General features: G+C 68.2%; 18 protein-coding genes and 1 tRNA gene. 9 read left to right on the top strand and 10 right to left on the bottom strand.

Annotated features, from left to right (window positions below; all coding sequences use genetic code 11):
* Window positions 1-15 precede the first annotated feature (15 nt).
* Both HTY53_RS22180 and HTY53_RS22175 read left to right on the top strand, forming a co-directional pair.
* On the top strand, window positions 16-1,128 hold the full coding sequence (locus tag HTY53_RS22180; protein ID WP_174108779.1) for a YeeE/YedE family protein: 1,113 nt from the start codon (window positions 16-18) through the stop codon (window positions 1,126-1,128).
* Between the two features lie 94 nt (window positions 1,129-1,222).
* Window positions 1,223-1,298 (top strand) — tRNA-Lys (locus tag HTY53_RS22175).
* Between the two features lie 90 nt (window positions 1,299-1,388).
* Here the strand turns inward: HTY53_RS22175 and HTY53_RS22170 are convergent.
* The 4 genes from HTY53_RS22170 to HTY53_RS22155 form a co-directional block, all read right to left on the bottom strand.
* Window positions 1,389-2,504 carry an AI-2E family transporter gene (locus HTY53_RS22170; RefSeq protein ID WP_174108778.1) on the bottom strand — a complete coding sequence of 372 codons (1,116 nt, stop codon included), beginning with the start codon at window positions 2,502-2,504 and terminating at the stop codon, window positions 1,389-1,391.
* 124 nt (window positions 2,505-2,628) lie between these two features.
* The gene (locus HTY53_RS22165; RefSeq protein WP_174108777.1) at window positions 2,629-3,138 is read right to left on the bottom strand and encodes a DUF3318 domain-containing protein; all 510 of its coding nucleotides are present in this window, start codon (window positions 3,136-3,138) and stop codon (window positions 2,629-2,631) included.
* Between the two features lie 182 nt (window positions 3,139-3,320).
* A complete protein-coding gene (locus tag HTY53_RS22160) occupies window positions 3,321-3,698 on the bottom strand; it encodes a phage holin family protein (protein ID WP_174108776.1) in 378 nt (125 codons plus the stop codon).
* 182 nt (window positions 3,699-3,880) lie between these two features.
* On the bottom strand, window positions 3,881-4,198 hold the full coding sequence (locus HTY53_RS22155) for a DUF883 family protein (protein WP_315904136.1): 318 nt from the start codon (window positions 4,196-4,198) through the stop codon (window positions 3,881-3,883).
* A gap of 407 nt (window positions 4,199-4,605) precedes the next feature.
* On the opposite strand from HTY53_RS22155, the gene HTY53_RS22150 reads away from it, so the two are divergent.
* Window positions 4,606-5,250, top strand: coding sequence for a peroxiredoxin (locus tag HTY53_RS22150; protein ID WP_174108775.1), 645 nt, complete (start codon window positions 4,606-4,608; stop codon window positions 5,248-5,250).
* A gap of 175 nt (window positions 5,251-5,425) precedes the next feature.
* Here HTY53_RS22150 and HTY53_RS22145 read toward each other — a convergent pair whose 3' ends face one another.
* Window positions 5,426-6,619 carry an acyl-CoA dehydrogenase gene (locus HTY53_RS22145; protein WP_174108774.1) on the bottom strand — a complete coding sequence of 398 codons (1,194 nt, stop codon included), beginning with the start codon at window positions 6,617-6,619 and terminating at the stop codon, window positions 5,426-5,428.
* A gap of 282 nt (window positions 6,620-6,901) precedes the next feature.
* Between HTY53_RS22145 and HTY53_RS22140 the strand changes: the two genes are divergently transcribed.
* Window positions 6,902-7,756 carry an IclR family transcriptional regulator gene (locus HTY53_RS22140; RefSeq protein ID WP_174108798.1) on the top strand — a complete coding sequence of 285 codons (855 nt, stop codon included), beginning with the start codon at window positions 6,902-6,904 and terminating at the stop codon, window positions 7,754-7,756.
* A 30-nt stretch (window positions 7,757-7,786) separates the two neighbouring features.
* Here HTY53_RS22140 and kynA read toward each other — a convergent pair whose 3' ends face one another.
* From kynA to kynB, 3 genes are all read right to left on the bottom strand, one after another.
* A complete protein-coding gene (gene kynA / locus HTY53_RS22135; protein ID WP_438820984.1) occupies window positions 7,787-8,689 on the bottom strand; it encodes a tryptophan 2,3-dioxygenase in 903 nt (300 codons plus the stop codon).
* A 22-nt stretch (window positions 8,690-8,711) separates the two neighbouring features.
* Window positions 8,712-9,968 carry a kynureninase gene (gene kynU / locus HTY53_RS22130; RefSeq protein ID WP_174108773.1) on the bottom strand — a complete coding sequence of 419 codons (1,257 nt, stop codon included), beginning with the start codon at window positions 9,966-9,968 and terminating at the stop codon, window positions 8,712-8,714.
* A gap of 96 nt (window positions 9,969-10,064) precedes the next feature.
* Window positions 10,065-10,739 (bottom strand): arylformamidase, encoded by a 675-nt coding sequence (gene kynB / locus HTY53_RS22125; protein ID WP_174108772.1) that lies wholly within the window; start codon window positions 10,737-10,739, stop codon window positions 10,065-10,067.
* Window positions 10,740-10,927: 188 nt separating this feature from the next.
* Between kynB and HTY53_RS22120 the strand changes: the two genes are divergently transcribed.
* Complete coding sequence (locus HTY53_RS22120; protein WP_174108771.1) at window positions 10,928-11,410, top strand: Lrp/AsnC family transcriptional regulator; 483 nt, start codon at window positions 10,928-10,930, stop codon at window positions 11,408-11,410.
* 27 nt (window positions 11,411-11,437) lie between these two features.
* Here the strand turns inward: HTY53_RS22120 and HTY53_RS22115 are convergent, their stop codons facing one another.
* On the bottom strand, window positions 11,438-11,869 hold the full coding sequence (locus HTY53_RS22115) for a MarR family winged helix-turn-helix transcriptional regulator (protein WP_174108770.1): 432 nt from the start codon (window positions 11,867-11,869) through the stop codon (window positions 11,438-11,440).
* 47 nt (window positions 11,870-11,916) lie between these two features.
* Entirely contained in the window at window positions 11,917-12,486 is a 570-nt protein-coding gene (locus HTY53_RS22110; RefSeq protein ID WP_174108769.1) for a flavin reductase family protein, read from the bottom strand.
* Between the two features lie 201 nt (window positions 12,487-12,687).
* Here HTY53_RS22110 and HTY53_RS22105 point away from each other — a divergent pair, with 201 nt between their 5' ends.
* The 4 genes from HTY53_RS22105 to HTY53_RS22090 all read left to right on the top strand — a co-directional run bounded on the left by HTY53_RS22105 (window position 12,688) and on the right by HTY53_RS22090 (window position 17,712).
* Entirely contained in the window at window positions 12,688-13,758 is a 1,071-nt protein-coding gene (locus HTY53_RS22105) for a peptidase M29 (RefSeq protein WP_174108768.1), read from the top strand.
* Window positions 13,759-13,834: 76 nt separating this feature from the next.
* On the top strand, window positions 13,835-14,674 hold the full coding sequence (locus HTY53_RS22100) for an alpha/beta fold hydrolase (RefSeq protein WP_174108767.1): 840 nt from the start codon (window positions 13,835-13,837) through the stop codon (window positions 14,672-14,674).
* A gap of 159 nt (window positions 14,675-14,833) precedes the next feature.
* A complete protein-coding gene (locus HTY53_RS22095; RefSeq protein ID WP_174108766.1) occupies window positions 14,834-16,078 on the top strand; it encodes an acyl-CoA dehydrogenase family protein in 1,245 nt (414 codons plus the stop codon).
* A complete protein-coding gene (locus tag HTY53_RS22090) occupies window positions 16,075-17,712 on the top strand; it encodes a class I adenylate-forming enzyme family protein (protein WP_174108765.1) in 1,638 nt (545 codons plus the stop codon). The genes HTY53_RS22095 and HTY53_RS22090 overlap by 4 nt, the downstream gene beginning before the upstream one ends.
* Window positions 17,713-17,767 lie beyond the last annotated feature (55 nt).

The following is a 17,767-nucleotide window of genomic DNA, read 5'->3' as shown; positions in this document are numbered from 1 at the left end:
CACCGGCAATCCGCCATGCCTGAAATCGACGTCCCCGCGCTGACGCGCACCGTGCTGGTCTGCACCTTCGCCCTGACCTTCCTGTTCGGCGCGGTGCTGCAACGTACGCACTTCTGCACCATGGGCGCCGTCTCCGACATCGTCAACATGGGCGACTGGACCCGCATGCGCATGTGGGTGCTGGCGATCGGCGTCGCCATGATCGGCACCGGCGTGCTGGCGTGGACCGGCCAGATCGATCCTGCCCGGACCATCTACGCCGCCGACAAGCTGGCCTGGCTGTCGGCGCTGGTCGGCGGGCTGCTGTTCGGCTTCGGCATGGTGCTGGCGTCGGGCTGCGGCAGCAAGACGCTGGTGCGGATCGGCGCCGGCAACCTGAAGTCGCTGGTGGTGTTCGTGTTCCTGGGCCTGTCGGCCTATATGACGCTGCGCGGCCTGTTCGGCGTGATCCGCGTCAATACCGTCGACGCGGTGGCGGTGCAGCTGCCGACCTCGCAGGACCTGCCGTCGCTGTTGGCGCAGACGGGCCTGTCGCGCGGCACGCTGCAACTGGTGCTGGGCCTGCTGCTCGGCGGCGTGCTGTCGCTGTGGGCGCTGGCCGGCAAGGGCTTTCGCACCTTCGACAATCTGCTCGGCGGCATCGCGGTCGGCCTGATCATCGTGGCGATGTGGTACGTGTCGGGCCATCTCGGCTTTGTGCCCGAGGATCCGAACACGCTGGAAGAGGTATTCGTGGCCACCAACAGCGGCCGCATGGAAAGCCTGAGCTTCGTCGCGCCGTATGCCTATACGCTGGATTGGCTGATGATGTTCAGCGACAAGAGCAAGGTGCTGACCGTGGGCATCGTCAGCGTGATCGGCGTGATCGCGGGTGCGGCAGCCTATGCGCTGGCCTCGCGCACCTTCCGCTGGGAAGGCTTCGGCAATGCCGAGGACGTCGCCAACCATATCGTCGGCGGCATCCTGATGGGCGCGGGCGGCGTGACCGCGCTCGGCTGCACGATCGGGCAGGGACTGTCGGGCGTGTCGACGCTGGCGATCGGTTCGTTCATCGCGCTGGCCGGGATTTTGCTCGGCGCAGTGCTGGCGTTCCGCTATCAGATGTGGCGTCTGGAACGGATGGTCTGAGCGGCGCGGTCAGAGCGCGAAGATCGGTCCGCCAAGGGCAGCGCCGTTGACATGATTAGTCAAAGCTGACTATAATCGCGGCTTCGGTTTTTTCGGGTCGTTAGCTCAGCCGGTAGAGCAGCGGACTTTTAATCCGTTGGTCGCAGGTTCGAATCCTGCACGACCCACCAGGTATTGAAGAAGGGCCTGTGGCGCAAGTCACAGGCCCTTTTTGTCTTGCATGGCGCCCGCCCCGGGGCGGGGTCGCCGCGAGCGCAGATTCAGCGCCCCGGGGCTGGCGGTTGCGTAGGCGGAGCAGGGGGCGTGGGCTGCGTCGGCGGGACCTTCGGCGTCGTGTTCGACTCCGTTTCCCGCATCGATACGAACAGATCCCAGCTGGCGATGAACAGCGCGGCGATCAGCGGTCCGATCACGAAGCCGTTGATGCCGAACAGCGCCATCCCGCCCAGCGTGGAGATCAGAATCACCCAGTCGGGCATCTTGGTGTCCTTGCCGACCAGAATGGGGCGCAGCACGTTGTCGACGGCGCCGATCACCAGCGCGCCGAACGCGATCACGGTGATGCCCTTCCAGATCACGCCGGTCAGCAGGAAATAGATCGCGACCGGCCCCCAGATCAGGCCCGCGCCGACCGCCGGCAGCAGCGACAGCACCGCCATCACCACGCCCCACAGCACCGCGCCCTGGATGCCCAGCACCGCGAACAGCAGGCCGCCCAGCAGGCCCTGCAGCGCGGCCACGGCGAGATTGCCCTTGATGGTGGCGCGGATCACGCCGGTGAACTTGAGCAGCAGCATCTGCTTGTGTTCTTCGCTGAGCGGCAGCGCCAGCCGGATCCTGCGCGTCAGCTTGGCGCCGTCGCGCAGCAGGAAGAACAACAGATAGAGCATCACGCCGAAGCTGATGACGAACTGGAACGTGTTCTGGCCGATGCTGAGCGCTTGTGTTGCCAGGTATTGGCTGATCTGGCCGGCGGCGGTCGCGAGCTTTTCCTGGATCGAGGCGACGTCGTTCAACTCGAGGCGCGTCAGCGCCGAATTGAGCGTCGATGGCAGCGCGGCCACGGCCTGCTCGAAGTACGCGGTGAAATTGATATGGCCGGAGCGGATCTGGTGCACCACCGCGGTGGTTTCATTGAGCAGCGAGGCGGTGACCAGGAACATCGGCAGCACCACCACCAGCAGGCACAGCAGCAGCGTGATCAGCGCCGCGAGGTTCGGATGGCCGCGCATCTTGCGCGTCAGCAGATTGTTCAGCGGGGTAAAGATGATCGCCAGGATCACGCCCCAGAATACCGCGCCGAAAAACGGCTGAAGCACCCAGAAGAAGGCGATGGTGACGATGGCCAACAACAGGTAGAAGGCCTTCTGGTGCATGGCGGTTCAGTGTCGAGGTGTCGAGGACACGCGATAAATGGCGATGGATCGGCGATGGGCTGGTCAGCCGGCGGCCCGTGCGGATGCCAGTGGAATCTGGTGTCCTGCGGCGTGGCGCGACGGCTCAGCGTACCAGCGGATCGTGAAAACCGGTATCGGTGCGCGCGGTGGCGTCGCCGCGGGCCGGGCGCGGTGCGGGGACATCGCCTTCGGGCGTCTGCGCGCGCGCCTGCTGCCAGGTCCGGTAGGCCCAATATCCGGCGCCCGCTACCGCGCCCAGCTTGGACAGCTTCCAGCCCCAGCGCAGTACCGGCACGCGCCGCATCAGCGGCAGCGCCAGGGACAGCGCCGAACTCATGACCGGATAGTCTTTTGCCATGCCGAGCAGCTTCCACATCGATTGCGGCCGCGCCATGCGCGGCAGCCAGGCGCCGATGCGGCCGATGTTGCGGACGCTCGCGCGCACGTCGGCGAGCGATTGCGCGGCGTCGTAACGTTCGAGGGCCGCGCGCGTGATCAGCAATTCCTTGCGGACCGCCAGCGGCAGTCGCACTTCGCGGGGAGTGCGCCGGCGCGCCGGCGGCTCGGCTCGCGCGGTTCGCGCGCCCACGCCGGTCGGCGGCATCGGCGGCATTCCGGCCTCATCCAGTGCTGCGGCCGATGGCGCGGCGTAGGCATCGGCGGACGATGCCGTGGACGGGCCGGGCGTCGGCGTCGGGACCGGCGTCGGGACCGGCGTAGAGGTCGGAACAGGGGCCGAAGTCGCCGACGGGGTAGCGGACGGCGTAGCGGAAGGAGTCGGAGCGGGGGTCGGTGTCATTGGCGCAGGCTCTCCCGGTCCTTGTCGATTTCGGCCAGCGTGGCTTCGAACATCGGCGGCGAATTGCGGATGATGTTGCGTGCGGCAAGCAGGCAAATCCCGCTGAGCAGCAGATAGACCACGACCACTGCGCCCAGCGCCTGCACCCGGTAATTGTCCCAGAACAGCAGCACGATCAGGCCGGTCAACGCGAACAGCGAGAGCCCGAAGAAGATCAGGCCGACCAGCGCCAGCAGCGCCATGCGCAACAGCCGGGATTTTTCCTCGGACAGTTCGACGCTGGCCAGTTCCAGTCGGGTCTGCACCATCGCCGCCACCGAGCTGCCCAGCGCGCGCAGCGAGTCCAGTAACTTGGGTGAGGAGGTGTCGGTCATGCGGTTCCGCTGATTGGAGTGTCGTCATGCGCCGCGTCGCGGCACCCGGCAGGAGGCGGCCCGCGTCGTCGGTGCGCCAGGGGCGCCCGCGAACGGGGCCCGGATGCGCGTCGGCGCGCAGGCCGGCAGGTCGCGGTCGGGCCGCAGGACCGGATTGGTCCCGTACGCCCGACCGGCTGGCATTACTTGCGGTTCAGCAGCAGCCCGATCAGCAGACCGGCACCGGCCGCGATACCGACCGCGCGCCAGGGATGGTCGTGTACGTAGTCGTCGGTGGCGCGGGCCGCGGCCTTGCTCTTGGTGACGACGGCGTCCTGCAGGTCCTGCGCTTTTTCCTTGGCTTGCTTCAGCAGGCCCATGCCACGCTCGCGCAGTTCGGCGGCCTTCTCGCCGGTGGTCGAGGCGGCTTGTTTGAGCAGCTCCTCGGCATCGGACAGGACGGTTTTGACATCGCTCATCAGTTTCTCCTGGTTGCGGGCGGTAGTTTCGGATAGTTGCATGTTGGCCTTCCTCGCTCTCGTAGGGTGTCTTCGCCTTGCTGCGGTCCAAGCATTTCCTAGGATATGCGGCGCTCAGCAATGGTTTCAAGACAGCGAGTCCTACAAGTCATGTAGGACATCGGCGCGGCGCGATGCAAACCTTAGCGTTTTGATCGGCCGGCGCGTCGTCAGGCGTCGCGCACCCGTCGGGCGCGCCCCCCGGATCGCGAGTTGGCGGCGGGTTTCGGCGTCACGCAAATGCCTTCGGCGATCCATGGTGCAAATGACTTCGCGTGATGTTGTAGTGACTTTATATTTGTTTGTGTCTCACCGCAATCGGAATAGACTGGTCTGAGTCCGGGTGCTGGCTGGCCCGGAGGCAAGCATCATTGGATAAACACTGACGATCGACAGGCAAGGAGGCAACCATGGCACTCAGGCTAGGCGACATTGCGCCGGACTTCGAACAGGATTCCAGCGAAGGCCGCATCCGCTTTCACGAATGGCTGGGCAACAGCTGGGGCGTGCTGTTCTCCCATCCGGCGGACTTCACCCCGGTCTGCACCACCGAACTGGGGCTGACGGCCAAGCTCAAGGACGAGTTCGCCAAGCGCAATGTCAAGGCGATCGCGCTGTCGGTGGACCCGGTCGAGTCGCACCTGGGCTGGATCCAGGACATCAACGAGACGCAGGGCTGCCAGGTCAATTTCCCGATCCTGGCCGACGCCGACCGCAAGGTGTCCGAGCTCTACGACATGATCCATCCGAACGCCAACGAGACGCTGACGGTGCGCTCGCTGTTCGTGATCGATCCGAACAAGAAGGTGCGGCTGATCATCACCTATCCGGCCAGCACCGGCCGCAACTTCAACGAGATCCTGCGCGTCATCGACTCGCTGCAGCTGACTGACAAGCACAGCGTGGCGACGCCGGGCAACTGGCAGCAGGGCGAGGACGTGGTGATCGTGCCGTCGTTGAAGGACGAAGAGGTGATCAAGCAGAAGTTCCCGAAGGGGTACAAGGCGATTCGCCCGTACCTGCGGATGACCCCGCAGCCGGACAAGCAGCAATAGCGTCGCAAGAAACAGAAACGCCGCCCGCGGCCCGCATCGTGCGCATGGCGCAAGCGGGGCCGGGGCGGCGGCAACGGTGTCGTACCGACGGGTTCGCCCGTCGTCTCCTTGGTAGTGTGCTTTGGCCCGGCGACAGCCGGGCCTTTTTATTGGCCGCGGGTGGTGCGGGCCCCGATCAGAAAAAGGCCTGAATGCCGGTCTGCGCGCGGCCGAGGATCAGCGCGTGGATGTCGTGCGTGCCCTCGTAGGTGTTGACCACCTCGAGGTTGACCACATGGCGGATCACGCCGAATTCGTCCGAGATGCCGTTGCCGCCCAGCATGTCGCGCGCCACGCGCGCGATGTCGAGCGACTTGCCGCAGGAATTGCGCTTCATGATCGAGGTGATCTCGACCGCCGCGGTGCCCTCGTCCTTCATCCGGCCCAGGCGCAGGCAGCCCTGCAGGCCCAGCGTGATTTCGGTCTGCATGTCGGCCAGCTTCTTCTGCACCAGCTGCGTCGCGGCCAGCGGGCGGCCGAACTGCTTGCGGTCCAGCGTGTACTGGCGCGCGGTATGCCAGCAGAATTCGGCGGCGCCCAGCGCGCCCCAGGCGATGCCGTAGCGCGCCGAGTTCAGGCAGGTGAACGGACCCTTCAGGCCGCTGACGCCCGGCATCAGGTTCTCTTCCGGCACGAACACCTGGTCCATGACGATTTCGCCCGTGATCGAGGTACGCAGGCCGACCTTGCCGTGGATCGCCGGCGCGCTCAGGCCCTTCCAGCCCTTTTCGAGGATGAAGCCGCGGATGGCTTCCTTGCCGTCCTCGCCCATCAGCTTGGCCCACACCACGAACACGTCGGCGATCGGCGAATTGGTGATCCACATCTTGGCGCCGCTGAGCTCGTAGCCGCCGTCGACCTTCTTCGCGCGCGTGACCATCGAGCCGGGGTCGGAGCCGTGGTTCGGCTCGGTCAGGCCGAAGCAGCCGATCCATTCGCCGGTGGCCAGCTTGGGCAGGTACTTCTGCTTTTGCGCCTCGCTGCCGAATTCATAGATCGGCACCATCACCAGCGACGACTGCACGCTCATCATCGAGCGAAAGCCCGAATCGACGCGCTCGACTTCGCGCGCGATCAGGCCGTAGCTGACGTAGTTCAGTCCCGGGCCGCCGTACTGCTCCGGAATGGTCGGACCGAGCAGGCCGAGTTCGCCCATCTCGCGAAAGATCGTGGCGTCGGTCTTTTCATGCCGGAAGGACTCCAGCACGCGCGGCATCAGCTTGTCCTGGCAATAGGCCGCGGCGGCGTCGCGCACCATGCGCTCGTCGGCGGTCAGTTGCTGGTCGAGCAGCAGGGGGTCGGCCCAGTGGAATTCGGCGTTGGCGGCCATCGAGGTCTCCTTCGGTAGAACGGTGAACGCGGGTCAGCGTGATTGGACTTGGAATCGGGTCGGCGAAGCGTCGGCAAGGACGACCGCCGCAGCTTGTTGGCGGACGGCTTTCGAAGTTCCGCATTGCGGAACCATGTTCCGATGCGTTAGTATAGCGCAAAGCGTCCGGACGGCAACAGCCCGGCCAGCGCGTTCCGTCTTCCGTTATCTGTCTTTCCCTTGAACCGCCATTCGACTCAGGAGCCTGCCGTGGCCAACTCCGACGTGCTTTCCCCCGCGGGCATCTCCGCCGACGCCGGCCCCGCTGCCGACGAGGCCAGGCCGGAACGCGCGGTGCGCGAGAGCGATCCGAACTTCGTCACCGCGCTGGCCCGCGGCCTCGAGTTGCTGCGCTGCTTCCGCACCGGCGAGTCGATGCTCGGCAACCAGGACTTCGTGCGGCGCACCGGCCTGCCGAAGGCAACCGTCAGCCGCCTCGCCGGCACGCTGGTGCAACTGGGGTATCTGCGTTACGACGACAGCCTCGGCAAGTACGCGCTCGACGCCGGCGTGCTGGCGCTGGGCTTCGCCTATCTGTCGGCCTCCGACGTGGTGGCGCTGGCGCGGCCGCATATGCTGGCGTTCGCGCAGACGCATGGCGTGTCGGTGTCGCTCGGCAAGCGCGAGCGGCTGGAGGTCATCTATCTGGAATCGATCCGCAACGATGCCGGCTCGATGCTGGGGCTCGGCGTCGGATCGCGGCTGTCGCTGGTGTCGAGCTCGATGGGGAGGGCGTACCTGGCGGCGCTGCCCGGGCCGAAACGCGAACGGCTGCTGGCCGAGTTCGCCCAGGCCTACCCCGAGCAATGGAAGGCGCAGGAGGCGCCGATGCGGGCGGCCGTGGCCGAGGCGGAGCAGCGCGGCTACGCGGCGTCGTTCCGCGATTGGCACCCGGCCATTCACGCCGTCGCGGTGGCGTTCCGCCCGATCGGCGAGAAGGACGTCCACATGCTCAGTTGCAGCGCGTCGTATGGCAGCGTCGACGAGACGGCCTTCCACGACACGCTGGCGCCGGCGCTGCGCGCGCTGGCGGCGCGGCTGGCGGAAGGAGCGGCAGGGACGGCAGGGACGGCAGGGACGGCAGGGGCCGCCCGCTGAGCAGGGCGGCCCCGCCGTTTCAGGCGGACCTCACAGGTCGGTGCGCAGCTTCCACAGTTCCGGGAACAGCACGATGTCGAGCATCTTGCGCAGATAGCTGACCCCCTCGGTACCGCCGGTGCCGCGCTTGAAGCCGATCACGCGCTCGACCGTGGTGACATGGCGGAAGCGCCATTGGCGGAAGGCGTCCTCGAGATCGACGAACTTCTCGCCGAGCTCGTACAGCTCCCAGTGCGCCTCCGGCTGGCGATAGACCTCCAGCCACGCCGCCTCGACCGAGGCGTTATAGCCGGCCGGCTCGGTCCAGTCGCGCTCCAGGCACGCCGCGTCGATCGGAAAGCCGCGCCGCGCCATCAGCCGGATCGCTTCGTCGTACAGCGACGGCGTGCGCAGCGCCTCCTCGACCAGCGCATGGTGCTCGGGACGATGCGCATGCGGGCGCAGCATCGCGGGGTTCTTGTTGCCGAGGATGAATTCGATTTCGCGGTACTGGAACGACTGAAAGCCCGACGACATCCCCAGATAGGGCCGCATCGCGGAATACTCTGGCGGCGTCATCGTCGCCAGCACGTTCCACGCCTGCACCAGCTGATCCATGATGCGCGACACCCGCGTCAGCATCTTGAATGCCGGCGGCAGATCGTCGCGCCGCACCGCGTCGCGCGCGGCGCGCAACTCATGCAGCATCAGCTTCATCCACAGCTCGGTGGTCTGATGCTGGACGATGAACAGCATCTCGTTGTGGTCCGGCGACAGCGGATGCTGCGCGTTGAGAATCTGGTCGAGCGCCAGATAGTCGCCGTAGCTCATCTGCTGGCGCATGTCGAGCTGGGCGCCGTGCCAATCGCCCTCGCCGGAAGCCTCGCCGTGACGGGCCGCCGCGCCGGACATCGGGCAGCCACCGTGCCCGGCCTTGGTGTTATCGGATTGCATGGTCATCTCGTTCGCTCGCCGCTCAGGTCACCGCCGTGCGCGTCTGGAAGCGCGCCGCTTCGTAGGCGCCGCTGTCCAGCACGTCGCGAAGCACTTCCACCGCATCCCAGACGTCCGCAAAACCAGTGTAGAGCGGCGTGAAGCCGAAGCGGATGATCTGCGGCTCGCGGTAGTCGCCGATCACGCCGCGCTCGATCAGCGCCTGCATCACCGCATAGCCCTGCGGATGGGCGAAGCTGACCTGGCTGCCGCGGCGCGTGTGCTCGCGCGGCGTGACCAGCGTCAGCGGATGATGGCCGCAGCGGCTTTCCACCAGCGCGATGAACAGGTCGGTCAGCTGCAGCGATTTGGCGCGCAGCGCCTGCATGTCGGTGTGTCCGAAAATCTCCAGCCCGCATTCGACCATCGCCAGCGAGGTCATCGGCTGCGTGCCGCACAGGAAGCGTGCGACGCCGCTGCGCGGACGATAGTCGGGCTCCATCGCGAACGGCGCGGCATGGCCCCACCAGCCCGACAGCGGCTGCCAGAAGGCGTCGCGCAGCGCCGGCGCGACCCACAGGAAGGCCGGCGAACCGGGACCGCCGTTCAGATATTTGTAGGTGCAGCCGACCGCGTAGTCCGCGCCGGACTCGCGCAGGGCCACCGGCACCGCGCCCGCCGAATGCGCCAGATCCCAGACCGTCAGCGCGCCGCGCGCATGCGCGAGCTCGGTCAGCGCGGCCATGTCCAGCATCTCGCCGGTCTTGTAGTTGACGTGGGTCAGCATCAGCACGGCGGTATCGTCGCGCACCGCGGCGTCGATTTCGTCGGGGCTGTCGACCAGGCGCAGCGAATATCCCTGCTGCAGCAGATCGGCCAGGCCCTGGGCGATATACAGATCGGTGGGGAAGTTGCTGCGCTCGGAGACGATCACCTTGCGCGCCGCAGCGCGCACGCCCTGCACGCGCAGCGCGGCGGCCAGCACCTTGAACAGATTGACCGAGGTGGTGTCGGTGACGACGACCTCGTCGGGGCCGGCCCCAATCAGCGGCGCCAGCAGGTTGCCCAGGCGCTGCGGCAGTTCGAACCAGCCGGCGCTGTTCCAGCTGCGGATCAGGCCTTCGCCCCATTCCTGCTCGACCACCTGGGCGGCGCGTGCAGCGGCCGCATGCGGGCGGGCGCCCAGCGAATTGCCGTCCAGATAGATCACGCCCTCGGGCAGCGCGAACGCGTCGCGCAGCGGGCGCAAGGGGTCTTGCCGGTCCAGCGACAGGCATTGCTCGCGGGTACTTGCGGTCATGGATTCCTTGGGTGTCTGAGGGTGACTGAGGATCGCCGCAGGGCGATCGTTGATCGTTGTCGAATACGCGAATACGGCAGGCCGGAACGGCGGCGCTCAGGCCAGGCTGCGCAGCACCGCGCGCACCGGGCTGGCGTCCAGCTGCGCAAGGCGCAGCGGCAGCGCAATCAGTTCGTAGTCGCCCGGCGCGACCGCGTCGAGCACCAGCCCTTCGAGAATCGCCATCCGGTGCCGGCGCACCATGCGATGCGCGTCCATGGTCTTGGACTGCTGCGGATCCAGCGACGGCGTGTCGATGCCGATCAGCCGTACGCCGTGCTCGGCCAGCAGCGCGATGGTTTCCGGCGCCACCGCGCAGAAATCCGGGTCCCAAGCGGCGAGCGGCGCGCTGCGGTAGGTGCGCAACAGCACGCGCGGCGGCACGCCTCCCGGTGCGCCCCCCAGCGCGCCCGCGACCTGCTCCGGCCGCACCAGCGGCGCGGCGCCGATGCAATGGATCACGCGGCACGGGCCCAGATACGGGTCCAGATCCACCTCGCCGATCGGCGCGCCATCGGCCGCGTAGTGCAGCGGCGCATCCGCATGGGCGCCGGTGTGCGGCGACAGCGTGATGCGGCCGACGTTGACCGGACAGTGCTCGTCCATCTGCCACGCGCTCTGCTGCTGGAACGGCGTGTCGCCTGGCCACACTGGTGTCGCGGGCGACAGCGGCGGGCTGATGTCCCACAGCGTGCGCGCCGTGGACGGAGAAGCGGAAAAGGCGTCGGACATGGGGCGCTTGTCGTGATGTGTTCGCGCTTTGCCGCGGTTCGTGATGATGGCCGCGGCGGGCGGCGGTGGTGCCGATCCCGGCATGATAGTCAAGATTTCGGGAAAGAGGCTTGCTATTTCGACGGCTGGCACCGCCAAAATTCGCATAGAATTCGATAAACAAACGTCACCACGAAATAATCTTCGACATGACCCTCGACCCCATCGATCTGCGCATCCTGACCTGCCTGCAGCAGAACGGCCGCATCAGCAACCAGGACCTGGCCGAGCGCGTGGCGCTGTCGCCGTCGGCCTGCCTGCGGCGCGTGCGGCTGCTAGAGGAAAGTGGCGTGATCGGCGGCTATCGCGCCTGGTTCGATGCCGAGCGGCTGGGGCTGGAGCTGGAGGCGATCGTCCAGGTGTCGATGCGGCCCGCGGTCGAGGGTTGGCACGACACCTTCAACGCGGCGGTGCAGTCATGGCCCGAGGTGCTGTCGGCCTATGTGATCACCGGCGACAGCAATTACATCCTGCGCGTGCAGGCGCGCAATCTGAAGCACTACTCCGACTTCATCGTGAACCGGCTCTATCGCACGCCGGGGGTGATGGACATCCGCTCGAACATCGTGTTGCAGCGGATCAAGACGGAAGGGTCGCCCTTGGCGCTGGTGCAGGCGCGCGGCCAGGGCTAGCCCGCAGTCTTGGGGGAAACCGCGCGCTTACCGCCGCGCGTGCAGCGCGATCAGCCGGCGCAGCGTCTCCTTCAGCTGGTCGCCCTGGCTGGCGCCGAACGCGGCCAGCACCTGGGCCTCGTGTTCGGCCGCCTGGACCAGCAGCGGGCGGGCCCGTTCGCGCCCGCGCTCGGTGATCGACACCAGCGCCTGGCGGCGATCCGGCGCGCCGTCGCGGCGGCGCTCGACCAGGCCGTCGGCGGTCATGCGATCGAGCAGCTTGGTCAGCGTCGGCTGCTTGGTCAGCGTGATATCGGCCAGCGTGCCGACCGTGCAGTCGTCGCGGTCCGCCAGCGTCGCCAGCACGCGCCATTCGGGCACGCTTAGGCCGGCCGCCTCGACCTTGCGGTGAAACTCTCCCGACACCAGATGGCTGGCGCGCGCCAGCAGATAGGGCAGATATCCGTCGACGAAGGGCATGGTCGGGTGCGGCCGATGCGGCGGGCGAAGGGGGAGGCGCGGCGCGTTCAGTCGCGCAGCGGGCAGGTGGTGGAGAACGCCCCGCCCTGGAACACCAGCGGCAGGCCGCCGCTGGTGTGGATGCCGCAACGTTCCACCTCGCCGACGAAGATCACGTGATCCCCCTCGTCGTAGCGGCTGCGGTTGTGGCATTCGAACCAGGCCAGCGCATTGGCCAGAATCGGCAGGCCGGTGGCCGACAGGCGGTAGTCGACGCCGGCGAAGCGGTCCCCCTTGAGCGTGGCGAAGCGCTGGCACAGGTCCAGCTGGGTCGCGGCCAGCACGTTGATGATGTAGTGCGAGCCGCCGCGGAACATCGGCAGACTGTTGGCGCGGCTCGCCATGCTCCACAGCACCAGCGGCGGATCGAGCGAGACCGAATTGAACGAGCTGGCGGTGATGCCGACGAAGGGCGGATCGGCCGGCGATTCGCGCATCGCGCGCGTGGTGATGACCGTGACGCCGGTGGCGAACTGCGACAGCGCGCGGCGGAAATGCAGCGCGTCGAAGTCCGGCGCGGCGGCTTGGCCGTGCGGCATCAGGTTCCCGTCAGGCGGGTTGGCGTCGGGAAATCCCATAGGTCGGGTACCGCTGATTTCCATGAAATTTCATATATTATTTGCCGCAGAACGCAGAATCACAAGCTGGAAACGCAAGCGAGGAACGCAGGCGCGGGATCGCAAACGGCAAGGCGGGGCTTTGCTGCGATGCCGCGGAGCGCACCGAGGGCGGGGCCCGGCCCCGAATGAGCAGCAGAGCAGCAGCAGAGGAGAAGTGTCATGCTCGTCGAGCAGATCGAACACCGCTGGCTGGCGGCCTTTCGCCGAACGCTGGAGCTGTGCGCGCTTTCCGCGGGTGAAGTTGTCGGCATTGTAGCGGAGTCGCAATCCCGACAAGTCATCGTGGACTTGGCCGAACTGGCGGTGCAGGCGCTGGGCGCGACGCCGATCCGCGTGCGCGTGCCGACCCCCGCGCTGCAGGCGCCGGCGCCGGTGCGCTCGACCGGCGCCAGCGATGCGCTGCAGCAGCTCGAGCCCGTGATTGCCGCGCTGTCGCGCTGCCATCTGGTGCTGGACTGCACCGTCGAAGGCCTGCTGCACGCGCCGGAACTGCCGCGGATCCTGCAGGGCGCCGACGGCGTCGTGCCGCGGCTGCTGATGATCAGCAACGAACATCCCGAAATCCTGGAACGCTGCGTGCCCGACCCCGCGCTGGAGACCGGCGTGCGCGCGGCGATGCGGCGGCTGCGCGGTGCCGCGCAGATGCGCGTGACCTCCGGCGCCGGCACCGATCTGCGCATCGGACTGGCCGGCGCGCGTGTCGGTGGCGTCTGGGGCTATTGCAACAAGCCGGGCCAGGTCGCGCACTGGCCGGGCGGGCTGTGCCTGGCGTTCCCCGCCACCGGGCAGGTCAACGGCACGCTGGTGCTGGCGCCGGGCGACGTCAATCTGACCTTCAAGACCTATCTGCGCGACACCGTCGTCTGCCATGTCGACAACGACTACATCGTCGGCATCGAGGGCAGCGGCGTCGATGCCGACATGATGCGCGGCTACTACGCGGCCTGGGCCGACAAGGAAGGCACGCGCGACGCCTACGCGGTCTCGCATGTCGGCTGGGGCATGAACCCGCAGGCGCGCTGGGACGCGCTGACGTTCTACGACAGGCGCGATTGCAACGGCACCGAACTGCGCGCGTTTGCCGGCAATTTCCTCTATTCGACCGGCGCCAACGAAGTGGCCGGCCGCCATACGCTGGGCCATTTCGATCTGCCGCTGCGCGGCTGCACGGTGACGCTGGACGGCGTGGCCGAGGTGGAGCAGGGCCGGCTGGCCGATATGCCGCGCTGACGCGCCGACACGCCGACACGCCGACACGCCGACACGCCGAGGCGCCGATACCCCCGACACGCCGCAAGGAGCTTCGATGTCCGAGTTTGATTCCGACCGCCATGCCGATCACGTAGTGCGCCACGCCAACGGCATCGCCACCTTGGTGCGTGGCGACGGCCCCGTCGCCGTGGTGATGCTGCATGGCATCGGCGGCGGCAAGGCCGCCTGGCCCGCGCAATTCGACGCGTTGACCGAGGCCGGCTACCGTGCGGTCGCATGGGACATGCCCGGCTACGGCGACAGCGCGACGATCGGCCCGTACGACTTCGCCGGCCTCGCCGCGGCGGTGGCCCCGGTGCTGCAAGCCGAGCGCGACGCCGGCCGCCGCCTGGTGCTGCTCGGCCACAGCATGGGCGGCATGGTCGCGCAGCAGGCCTATGCGGCGATGCCCGAGGCGATCGACGGCATGGTGCTGTCGGGTACCTCGCCGGCCTTCGGCAAGGCCGACGGCGACTGGCAGCGCGACTTCATCGCGGCGCGCACGGCGCCGCTCGATGCCGGCCGCACCATGGCCGAGATGGCCGCCGGCCTCGTGCGCGGCATGGTCGCACCCGATGCGCCGGCGGACGCCGTCGCCTTCGCCACGCGCGTGATGGCCAGCGTGCCGCCCGACACCTATCGCGCCGCGCTGCATGCGCTGGTGCGATTCGACCAGCGCGCGGCGCTGGCGGGCATCGCGGTGCCGGTGCTGGCGCTGGCCGGCGAACACGACGCCAATGCGGCGCCGGCGGTGATGGAGCGGATGGCGGCGCGCATTCCCGGTGCCGAGTATCGGTGCCTGCCGGGCGTCGGCCACCTGGCCTGCATGGAGCGGCCGGCGCGGTTCAACGAGGCCGTGCTCGATTTCCTGTCGCGGCATTTCCCGGTCCGCTGACGTCGACCCCCCGTCGAAGCAACGGACCACCGCACCAACCCGCCACCGCACCAACGCACCAACGCACCAACGCACCAACGCGCCAACGCCCCAACGCCCCAACGCCCCAACGCACGATCGCGCCCACCGCATAACAAGCTGACCACGAGAGACACCATCATGCCCCTGGACTTCGTTCCCGCTGTCGGCGAGGCCGATTTCACCGACGATCAGGTCCGTCTGCTGACGCTGGCCAACCGGCTCGGCCGCGAGCGCTTCGCGCCGCGCGCGGCGCAATGGGACCGCGAGGCAAGCTTCCCGTTCGCCAACTACGACGATCTGCGCGAGGCCGGCCTGCTGGCGCTGTGCGTGCCGAAGGCCTTCGGCGGCGAGGGCGCGGACTTCGCGACCTACTGCATGATCGGCGCGGAGATCGGCCGCTTCTGCGGCGCCACCGCGCTGACCTACAACATGCATATCTGCTCGACGATGTGGACCGGCATGCTGGCCGACGGCATCGCGATGACGGACGCGCAGCGCGCCGAACATGCGGCCCGCCGCGAGCTGCATTTCGCGCGCGTGGTCAAGGACGGCGCGGTCTATGCGCAGCCGTTCTCGGAAGGCTCGGCGGCCGCGGCCGGCAAGGCGCCGTTCGGCACCACCGCGCGCAAGGTCGAGGGCGGCTGGCTGCTCAACGGCCGCAAGATCTTCGCCTCGCTGTCGGGCGCGGCCGACTACTACGGCATCCTCTGCACCGAGGACCGCGGCGACCATCATCCCGACATGCGCGACACGCTGTATATCGCGGTGCCGGGCAAGGCCGACGGTCTGACCGTGACCGGCGACTGGGACCCGATGGGCATGCGCGGCACGGTCTCGCGCACGCTGCTGCTCAAGGACGTGTTCGTGCCCGACGACGAGCAGCTGATGCCGCGCGGCGTCTACTACAAAGCCGCGCAGACCTGGCCGGCGATGTTCTTCACGCTGTCGCCCACCTATCTGGGCGTGGCGCAGGCCGCCTACGATTTCACGGTGCAATACCTGCGCGGCGAGGTGCCCGGCCAGCCGCCGGTCAAGCGCCGCATGTACCCCACCAAGCAGATCGCGGTGGCGCAGATGCGGATCCAGCTCGAGTCGATGCGCTCGCTGTTCTGGCGCGTCATCCACGAGGCGCGCCCCAATCCGTCGAAGGACCAGCGCATGCGGCTCTATGCCGCGCACTACGCGGTGATGGAAGGCGCCAACGATATCGCGCGGCTGGCGATCCGCACCTGCGGCGGCCAGTCGATGCTCAAGGACCTGCCGCTCGAGCGGCTCTATCGCGATTCACGCTGCGGCGCGCTGATGCTGCCGTGGACCGCCGAGCTGATTCTCGATCGCATGGGCCGCGAAACGCTGTACGAACCGGGCGAGCGCGACGAATGAGCGGCGCCTGCGGAGGGCGGCCGCATCTGGACGCGGCCAGCGTCGGCGCGCTGCTGCGCCCGCTGCATGCGCTGGCCGACGGTCAGCCGCATCGGCCGGCGCTGCATTTCCAGGGGCGCACGATCGGCTATGCCAAGCTGTGGAGCCGCATCGAACGCGTGGCCGCCCATCTGCTCGCCGATTGGGGCATCGCCCGCGGCGATCGCGTCGCCACGCTGTGCCTGAACCACGATCTGCAGCTGGCGTTGCTGTTCGCCTGCGCGCGGCTGGGCGCGATTTTCGTGCCGCTGAATTACCGGCTGGCGGTGCCCGAACTGGCCGCGATCACCGGGCACGCCGGCGTGCGCGCGATCTTTCATGACGACGCGCACGCGGAGGCTGCGGCCGCGGTGGCGCGCGCCGGCGAAGGTGCGGCCGCGGGTGAAGTGGCAAGTGAAGTTGCCGGTGCAGTCCGCGAGGAAGGCCGGCGCGGCGCCGTTCGCCACGCCCATATCGACCGCCTGATCGACCGCCCGGCCCCGCCCGAGCCGACCGAGTCGCCGATCGGCCCGATGCCCGACGACACGCCGCTGCTGCTGGTCTACACCTCCGGCACCACCGGCCAGCCGAAGGGCGCGCTGCATACGCAGGCCGCGCTGCTGGCCAATGCGCGCGCGAGCTGGTGGGCGCACGAGATGCGCGACACCGACCATGTCCTGTCGACGCTGCCGATGTTCCATGTGGGCGGGCTGTGCATCCAGACCGTGCCGGCGCTGCTGCTCGGTGCGCAGGTAACCCTGCACGAGCGCTTCACGCCGGACGGCTGGCTCGACGCGCTGGCGCAGGCGCGGCCGACGCTGTCGCTGATGGTGCCGGCCACGCTGCGCGCGGTGCTAGAACATCCCGGCTGGAACGATGCCGACCTGAGCGTGCTGCGCGGCGTGATGGCCGGCTCCTCGACCATCCCGCGCGCCTATATCGATGCCTTCCACGCGCGCGGCGTGCCGCTGGGCCAGGTCTACGGCGCCACCGAGACCGGTCCTGTATCGATCGTACTGCGCCTGCACGAGGCGATGGCGCGGCCCGGTTATGCCGGCTGGCCGCAGCCCGAGGCGCAGGTGCGGCTGCTTGGCCGCAACGGCGAGGAAGTGGCAGAAGGGGAGGTCGGCGAGATTTGCATCCGCGCCAGCAATCTGATGCAGGGCTACTGGCACGAGCCTGCCCATCCCGGCTTCGTCGACGGGTGGTTCCGCTCGGGCGATCTCGCGCATCGCGACGCCGACGGCTGCATCGAGGTGGTCGGCCGCAGCAAGGACATGATCATCTCGGGCGGCGAGAACATCTATCCGGCCGAGATCGAGAACGCGCTGGTGGCGCTGCCCGGCGTGGCCGAATGCGCGGTGGTGGGGTTGGCCGATCCGCGCTGGGGCGAGGTGCCGGTCGCGGTCATCGTGCCGGCGGCCGGCGCGGACCGCGCGGCGCTGGCGACCGAGTCCCTGCGCGAGGCGCTGTCGGCGCGCATCGCCCGCTTCAAGCTGCCGCGCGAGGTGGTGCTGCTCGACGCGCTGCCCAAGAGCGCGCTCGGCAAGGTCCTGAAGCCGCAGCTGCGCGCGACGCTGGAGGCGGCGCGGGGCGGCAGCGGCGGCACGAACTGAGCGCGGCGGGTATCATCGTTCGATCGCGCCTTGCCGCGCATCCCAACGGGTAAGC

This window comes from Cupriavidus gilardii, from assembly GCF_013314895.1.
In the GTDB taxonomy this organism is placed as follows: Bacteria; Pseudomonadota; Gammaproteobacteria; order Burkholderiales; family Burkholderiaceae; genus Cupriavidus; species Cupriavidus gilardii_C.
The sequence above is the reverse complement of the archived record's forward strand: the minus strand, read 5'-3'. Positions and strand labels throughout refer to the sequence as shown.